This window comes from Pseudomonas sp. SF2 (assembly GCF_036858055.1).
Classification (GTDB): Bacteria; Pseudomonadota; Gammaproteobacteria; order Pseudomonadales; family Pseudomonadaceae; genus Aquipseudomonas.
The window spans coordinates 48,242-55,798 of record NZ_JAMBDI010000031.1; the positions used below are offsets into that span (position 1 = coordinate 48,242).

The following is a 7,557-nucleotide window of genomic DNA, read 5'->3' on the forward strand; positions in this document are numbered from 1 at the left end:
TGCCCTGGAAGGTGTCCCAGCCCCAGCGCGGCCCCTCTTGTGGGAGCGGCCCTGGGCCGCTCCCACATGTGTCAGTGCGCCACCTCAGCCTCCACCGGCACATACAGCAACTGCAGGCGCTCGCTGCTCCACTCACGGGTCTGGTTGGTCAGCGCCAGGTTGTTGTTCAGCTTCTGCCCATAGCTCGGCACGATTTCCTTGAGCCTGGCCTGCCAGGCTGGCGACTGGATACGGTCCTTGAAGGTCTTTTCCAGCACGGTCAGCATGATCGGCGCCGCGGTCGAGGCACCCGGCGAAGCGCCCAGCAACGCAGCGATGCTGCCGTCCTCCGCCGCCACCACTTCAGTACCGAACTGCAGCACACCGCCCAGTACCGGGTCCTTCTTGATCACCTGCACCCGCTGGCCGGCCTGCAGCAGCTTCCAGTCCTCGTTCTTGGCGTTGGGGAAATACTCGCGCAGGGCGTTCATGCGGTCATCGAAACTGAGCATCAACTGCCCCATCAGGTAGGTGCTGAGGTCGATGTTGTCGATGCCGGCATTGACCATTGGCAGCACGTTGTGGCTGTTCAGCGAGGCGAACATGTCCAGCAGCGAGCCATGCTTGAGGTACTTGGTGGAGAAGGTGGCGAACGGGCCGAACAGCAGCACCTGCTTGCCATCGATCATCCGCGTGTCCAGGTGCGGTACCGACATCGGCGGCGCGCCGACCGAGGCCTTGCCGTACAGCTTGGCCTGGTGGCGGGCGACCAGGTCGGGGTTGTCAGTCATCAGGAACTGGCCACCGACCGGGAAGCCGGCATAGCCTTCGGCTTCGGGGATCCCCGACTTCTGCAGCAGCTTCAGCGCGCCACCACCGGCACCAATGAACACGAAGCGGGCGTTGACGGCCTTTTCCTTGCCACCGTTGGCCAGGTCGGCCACCCGCACCTGCCAGGTGCCGTCGTCGTTGCGTACGATGTCGCGCACTTCATGACGCAGGTTCAGCGACACGTTGGGGTTGCGGGTCATCGCGGCGAACAGCTGGCGAGTGATTTCGCCAAAGTTCACGTCGGTGCCGATGGCCATGCGCGTGGCGGCGACCTTCTGCCCCGGGTCACGGCCTTCCATCACCAGGGGTGCCCACTTACGGATCTGCTCGTGGTCTTCGGAGATTTCCATGCCGCGGAACAGCGAACTGTGCTGCAGGGCGTCGACGCGCTTGTGCAGGAAGGCGACATTGTCGTCACCCCAGACAAAGCTCATGTGCGGCACGTTGTTGATGAACGACTTCGGGTTGCTCAGCACGCCCTGCTCGACCTGGTAGGCCCAGAACTGCTTGGATACCTCGAACTGCTCGTTGACCCCCACAGCCTTGCTGATATCGATGCTGCCGTCCTTGCCGACGCTGGTGTAGTTCAGCTCGCAGAACGCAGAGTGACCGGTACCGGCGTTGTTCCAGGCGTTGGAGCTTTCTTCGGCCACCTGGTCCAGGCGTTCGTAGACGTCGACCTTCCAGGAGGGCTCCAGCTCGGTGAGGTAGGTGCCCAGGCTGGCACTCATGATGCCACCGCCGATCAGCAGCACGTCGACAGTCTTTTCCGGTTCCGCGGGTTTGGAGCAGCCGATGACGCCCAGGCAGAGGAACGTCAGCAGGAATTTCTTCATTGATGTTATCCAGTTGTTGTGTACACGCGCGCCGCCTTGAGCAGGGAATGTGCCAACTGGGTATCGAGCAATGAATACGGGGGCTCGCGACGGGGAGCGTGGCGACAATCCGCCACAGGGCATAGGATGAAGCAGTGAAAGTGGCGGGTTTCCCCAGCAGCCAGCCCGGCGCAGCGTATTTGTGGGAGCGGCCTTTCGCGACACAAGGCCACCCCCACAAGGACTGCGTCAGGCAGAGAGACGGGAGGTGACTTCGCCCAGTTGCCCCGACAACCCATGCAGGCGCTGCCCCGCCTGCTCGGTATGCTGTACGGCCTCCTGGTTGGCCGTGGCGATGCGGGTGATTTCGATCAGGTTGCGCGAGATGTCCTCGGCCACGCTGGTCTGCTCTTCGGCCGCCGTGGCGATCTGCCGGTTCATGTCGCGGATTGCCTCCACCGCCAGGGTGATGCGCTGCAGCATCTGCCCGGCCTGCTGCACCTGTTCGGCACCCTCCTCGCTGCGCTGCTGGCCGCTTTCGATGGCCTTGACCGCTTCCACCGCCCCCGACTGCACTGCTTCGATGATCTGGTGGATCTCGGCAATCGAAGCCGCCGTGCGCTGGGCCAGGCTGCGCACCTCATCGGCGACTACCGCAAAACCACGCCCGGCCTCGCCGGCACGGGCCGCTTCAATGGCCGCGTTGAGCGCCAGCAGGTTAGTCTGCTCGGCAATGCCACGGATCACTTCGAGGACTTTGCCAATGCGCGTGCTGTCATGCTCCAGGTCGCGAATCACCGCCGCCGTACCGGCAATTTCGCGGTTGACCACGCCGATGATATCGATGGTCTGCTGCATCACCTGCTCGCCCGCCTGGGCACTGTGGTCGGCGTCGTCCGCCGCGCGGGCGGCCTCGGCGGCGTGGCGCGCGACTTCCTGGGCGGTGGCAGACATCTCATGCATGGCCGTGGCCACCTGGTCGGTGCGCTGGAACTGGTCATGGGTGCCACGGGCCATGTCGCCGGCGATGCTGCGCAACCGGCCGCTGGCGCCTTCCAGTTCCTGGGCGTTGTCCTGCAGCCGGCCGACCGTGTCGGCGAGGAAGTCGCGCAGGGTGTTGGCGGCCCGCGCCAGGCGGCCCAGTTCGTCCTCACGGCGGCTTTCTACCCGGGCGGCAAAGCGGCCCTGGCTAAGCTGCGCGACATACTCGATCAATTGACGAATCGGCTCGATCAGGCTGCGGTTGACCAGCCACAGGCTGAGCAGCCCCACCAACACCGCCGAGGCCAACATCACCAGCAAGCCCAGCCATACCGTGCGCTCCGCACCGGCACTGAGGCTGGCGGCTTGCTGATGGGCATCGGCACGCAGTTGCTCGACCAGTTCGCTCATCTGTTCACTGGCGGCGCGGTCCACGCCCTTGACCGCCTGGTCGCCGGCAACCGGGTCACCGCCCGCCGCCAGGAATGCCTGGCGCCCCTGTGCATAGGCCAGGCCTAGCTGCCGGTGGCTGTCACGCAGTTGCTGCAACGGCGCCTTGAGCCTGGCGTCGCTGCTATCGATCAATTGCCCGAGCAGTTGCTGCACCTGCTGCTCGCGAGCCTGGAACTGCTGCCAGTACTTGTCCATGTCAGCCGGCTGGCGCCCGCGCAACAGTACGTTCTTCCATTCCTGCACCTGGATCTTGAACTGCAGGTTGGCTTCGTCGATCAATTGCGAGGCCCGCAGCGGCCCGTCGACCAGCTCGGCGTAGCCGCGCACGCTGGACGAGAGGAACTGGAAGCACACCAGGGCGATCAGCAACATCGCCACCAGACTGCCGCCGAGCAGGGAGAGAATTTGCACTCTGAGGGATTTACGCAACATCTTGGATCTCGGAAAGCAGGAGGAAGACCGGGGGGCCGCGCAAGCTGGCAATGGGGTGCAACGCAGCCCGGTTACTGGCAGGCCAAAAAAAGGCTGCCATCAAGCAATGGCAGCCAGGTCGAGCACTTACGCAACAGTTGAGCTAGATACTCTCAGGCAAATACTACAGAAATGTTACAAGGCCACTACAAGCTACCCCGTAGTGAACTGCAAGGCCGCCAGCCGCGCATACAACGGGCTCTCTTCGATCAACTGGCGATGGGTCCCCACCGCCACCAGACGGCCCTTGTCGATGACCGCGATACGGTCGGCATGCTGTACCGTAGCCAGCCGATGGGCGATCACCAGGGTAGTGCGCCCGGCCATCAGGCGGGGCAACGCCTGCTGGATCAGGTGTTCGCTTTGCGCGTCGAGGGCGCTGGTGGCTTCGTCCAGCAACAGGATCGGTGCATCGACCAGCAACGCACGGGCGATGGCCAGGCGTTGCCGCTGCCCGCCGGACAGGCCGATGCCGCCCTCGCCCAGCGGTGTCTGGTAGCCCTGCGGCAGTTGCCGGATGAATGCGTCGGCATGGGCACCACGGGCCGCTGCCTCGACCTCGGCCTGGGTCGCCTCGGGCCGGCCATAGCGGATGTTGGCCTCGACCGTGCCGCGAAACAGCGAAGGGTTTTGTGCCACCAGGGCGAACTGCTGGCGCAGTTGAGCGGGGTCGAGTTCGGTAATCGCCCGGCCATCGAGCAGGATGCGCCCTTGCTGGGGGTCGTAGAAGCGCAACAACAAATCGAACAAGGTCGACTTGCCCGCCCCCGATGGCCCAACCAGCGCCACGGTCTGCCCCGGCTCGATGGCCAGGCTCAGGCCATCGACAGCCGCCACCGAGGGCCGTGACGGATAAGCGAACACCAACTGCTGCAACTCGATACGCCCACTGGCCCGCTGCTGCGGCAGCACCTGCGCCACGGCGGGCGGCAGGATTGCACTGCGCGCCGCCAACAGTTCGGCAATGCGCTCGGCCGCGCCCGCCGCCCGCTGCAGCTCGCCGATCACCTCGCTGAGGGTACCGAAGGCACTGCCGACGATCAGGCTGTAGAACACGAAGGCGGCCAGTTCGCCCGCAGAAATGCGCCCGGCGATCACGTCCATGCCGCCAACCCACAACATCACCCCCACCGCTCCCAGCACCAGCACGATCACCAGGGTGATAAGCCAGGCACGCTGGGCAATCCGCTGCCGGGCCACGGCAAACGCCGCTTCGACCGTGCCGGCGAACAGCTCGCGGTCGTGCGCCTGATGGTTGTAGGCCTGCACGGTCTTGATCTGCCCGAGGGCCTCGGCCACATAGCTGCCCACATCGGCCACCCGGTCCTGGCTCTGCCGCGACAGGCTACGTACCCGGCGGCCGAACAGCAGGATCGGCGCCAGCACCAGCGGCAGCGCTACCACCACGATGCTGGTGAGCTTGGGGTTGGTGATGAACAGCAAAGCCACGCCACCGATGACCATCAGCGCGTTGCGCAGGAACATCGACAGCGATGAACCGATTACCGATTGCAGCAAGGTGGTATCAGCGGTCAGCCGCGACTGGATCTCGGAGCTGCGATTGTCTTCGAAAAACCCAGGGTGCAAGCCGATCAGGTGGTCGAACACGGCCCGACGGATATCGGCCACGCAGCGCTCGCCGATCCACGACACCAGGTAGAAGCGGCTGAAGGTACCCACCGCCAGGGCCAGCACCAGCAGCAGGAACAGCCCGATGGTCTGGTTGAGCTGATGCGCGGAGCGGGTCATGAAGCCCTGGTCCACCAGCAGGCGGATGCCCTGGCCCATGGACAAGGTGATGGCGGCGGTGACAACCAGTGCCAGCAAGGCCAGCAGCACCTGGCGACGGTACGGGCGAACGAACTGCCAACCCAGGCGCAAGGCGCGGCGTTGACGCGAGGAAACCGATTCGGGCATGGCGCGGACCACTATGGTGGGGAATCCGCAGCCTACCACTCATCCAGGCCTGGGGAACCCTTGCAAGGTTGCTATAGCCTATCGGTCTAACCAGGCTATGGAGCTTTGTGGCCGTTTCTGCTGGACTGTGGCTGCCGTGATCCTGCAGGCACTGTCACAGGCCGGTCACGGCACAGGGTTACCCTGCGCTTGAACCTGATGAGGAGACAATACATGAGCTTGCAGCATGGCAGCGACAACCAGAAGCCCCGGACCACCCCGCAACCGCAGGTGTGCGGTTCGATCATCGACGCCCAGGGGCGCGAAGTACCGATCACCGAGCAGATGATCCAGCAGGCCTGCAAGGCCCTGGAAGAAAGCCGGGTAGAGCGCGTACGCAAAGGTTGATCGGCGAATTTCTTGCAACCCGGCGCTTGCGCCGGGTTTTTATTTGCCTGAATCCTGTGCTGGCCCTTTCGCGGGTAAACCCGCTCCCACAGGGACCACACCAGCCTTGAGATCAGCGGGGCACCTGTGGGAGCGGGTTTACCCGCGAAAAGGCCGGTACTGCGCTCAACATACCGTCAGACCAGCACCCCACCCAAGGCACTGACCAGCTGCGCCAACTGCGGCGACTCCCCACGCAAGCGCACCCCTAGCCCCTCGATCTCGCGCCGTGGCGGGTACTGCTTGCGCAACTGGTCGAATGCTGCACGCTGTTGCTGCGGGTCGTCGCTGAGGCTGCGGCGGAAATCGGCATCGTCGCGGCGTGGGTCGTACACCGCGCGGCACAGGGTGGCCATGGCCCAGGCCGGGTCGGTGCTGGCATCCAGTTCGATCTGCGCAAGCGGCGGCCGAGGCAGCAGGTCGGCCAGTTGCACCTGTTCATCCACACCGAGGAAGCGGCACAGCGCCTGGTAGATCTGCGCTGTACCACGCTGGCGACCGTCGAGGCTGTAGCCGGCAATGTGCGGCGAAGCCAGCGTGCACAGGTCGGCCAGTTGCAAGTCGACCTGCGGCTCACCCTCCCACACATCCAGCACCGCATGCACGTCTTCGCGGTCCAGCAGCAGTTCGCGCAGGGCCGCGTTATCCACCACCGGGCCACGGCTGGCGTTGACCAGCCACGCACCCGGGCGCAACTGGGCCAGCTGCGCCTGGCCCAGCAGGTGCCAGGTCGGGTGCTCGCCGCCACGCTGCAAGGGGGTGTGCAGGCTTATAACATCGCACTGTTGCAGGATGGTCTCGAGGCTGACGTAGTCGCCGCCCTCGGCGGCCTGGCGCAGCGGGTCGCATACCAGTACCTTCCAGCCCAGGCCGTGCAGCACCCGCACCAGGCGCCCACCCACTTCACCCGCGCCCACCACGCCATACACGCGCTCGGGCAGTGCCACGCCATCCAGCTCGGCCAGGGTCAGCAGGCTGCCCAGCACGTAATCGACCACGCCGCGGGCATTGCAGCCCGGCGCGCTACTCCAGCGGATACCGGCCTCGGCAAAGTAGTTCAGGTCGAGGTGGTCGGTGCCGATGGTGCAGGTACCGACAAAGCGCACACGGCTGCCTTCGAGCAACTGGCGGTCGACCTTGGTCACCGAGCGCACCAGCAGGATGTCGGCGTCCTTGACGCTGGCGGCATCGAGGCTTCGGCCCGGGTAACGGCGGATTTCGCCGAAACCCTGGAAGAAGGCATCGAGCAGCGGGATGTTCTCGTCGGCAACTATCAGCATGGCGCTCTCCTGTCTGGGGAACGCAGTGTAGGCGCAACGCCGGGCGTGTTCCAGAGCGCTTCAGTCGGCTTTCTTGCGGATCCAGTACAGGAAGGTACCGGCGTCCTCCTGCTGCTGCAGCAGTTCGTGGCCGAGGAAGTTGCAGAACTTGGGGATGTCGCGGCGGGTCGAGGGGTCGGTGGCGATGACCTTTAGCAGGCCGCCAGCGGCCAGGTCACGCACGTGCTGGTGCAGCATCATCACCGGTTCCGGGCAGTTCAGGCCAGTGGCGTCGAGGATGGCGTCGGGGGTGAAATCGGTCATGGGGGGCTCCGCAAATGATCGTCATTGTCGCGCATCGCGCGACGTGGTCCAAGCACCGCCTGCGAACACGCTGAGCCAGCTCTTGATCTTGATCTTGATCT

6 protein-coding genes and 1 pseudogene are annotated in these 7,557 nt (G+C 64.9%); 1 reads left to right on the plus strand and 6 read right to left on the minus strand.

Going from position 1 to position 7,557, the window contains the following annotated elements:
• Nucleotides 1-71: 71 nt before the first annotated feature.
• From mqo to M2S36_RS18980, 4 genes and pseudogenes are all read right to left on the minus strand, one after another.
• A complete protein-coding gene (gene mqo, locus M2S36_RS18970; RefSeq protein ID WP_333957629.1) occupies nt 72-1,646 on the minus strand; it encodes a malate dehydrogenase (quinone) in 1,575 nt (524 codons plus the stop codon).
• 228 nt (nt 1,647-1,874) lie between these two features.
• Nucleotides 1,875-2,642 (minus strand): methyl-accepting chemotaxis protein, encoded by a 768-nt coding sequence (locus tag M2S36_RS25155; protein WP_391132624.1) that lies wholly within the window; start codon nt 2,640-2,642, stop codon nt 1,875-1,877.
• Nucleotides 2,643-2,807: 165 nt separating this feature from the next.
• Nucleotides 2,808-3,491: pseudogene (locus tag M2S36_RS25160) on the minus strand (methyl-accepting chemotaxis protein); the annotation flags it as partial.
• A gap of 192 nt (nt 3,492-3,683) precedes the next feature.
• A complete protein-coding gene (locus M2S36_RS18980; protein WP_333957631.1) occupies nt 3,684-5,447 on the minus strand; it encodes an ABC transporter transmembrane domain-containing protein in 1,764 nt (587 codons plus the stop codon).
• 213 nt (nt 5,448-5,660) lie between these two features.
• On the opposite strand from M2S36_RS18980, the gene M2S36_RS18985 reads away from it, so the two are divergent.
• Nucleotides 5,661-5,834, plus strand: a complete 174-nt coding sequence (locus M2S36_RS18985) for a PA1571 family protein (protein WP_170929323.1) — start codon at nt 5,661-5,663, stop codon at nt 5,832-5,834.
• A gap of 176 nt (nt 5,835-6,010) precedes the next feature.
• Here the strand turns inward: M2S36_RS18985 and pdxB are convergent, their stop codons facing one another.
• Together pdxB and tusA are read right to left on the minus strand one after the other, a co-directional pair.
• Entirely contained in the window at nt 6,011-7,153 is a 1,143-nt protein-coding gene (pdxB, locus tag M2S36_RS18990; protein WP_063913879.1) for a 4-phosphoerythronate dehydrogenase PdxB, read from the minus strand.
• A 60-nt stretch (nt 7,154-7,213) separates the two neighbouring features.
• Nucleotides 7,214-7,456, minus strand: coding sequence for a sulfurtransferase TusA (gene tusA, locus M2S36_RS18995; protein WP_016500764.1), 243 nt, complete (start codon nt 7,454-7,456; stop codon nt 7,214-7,216).
• Nucleotides 7,457-7,557 lie beyond the last annotated feature (101 nt).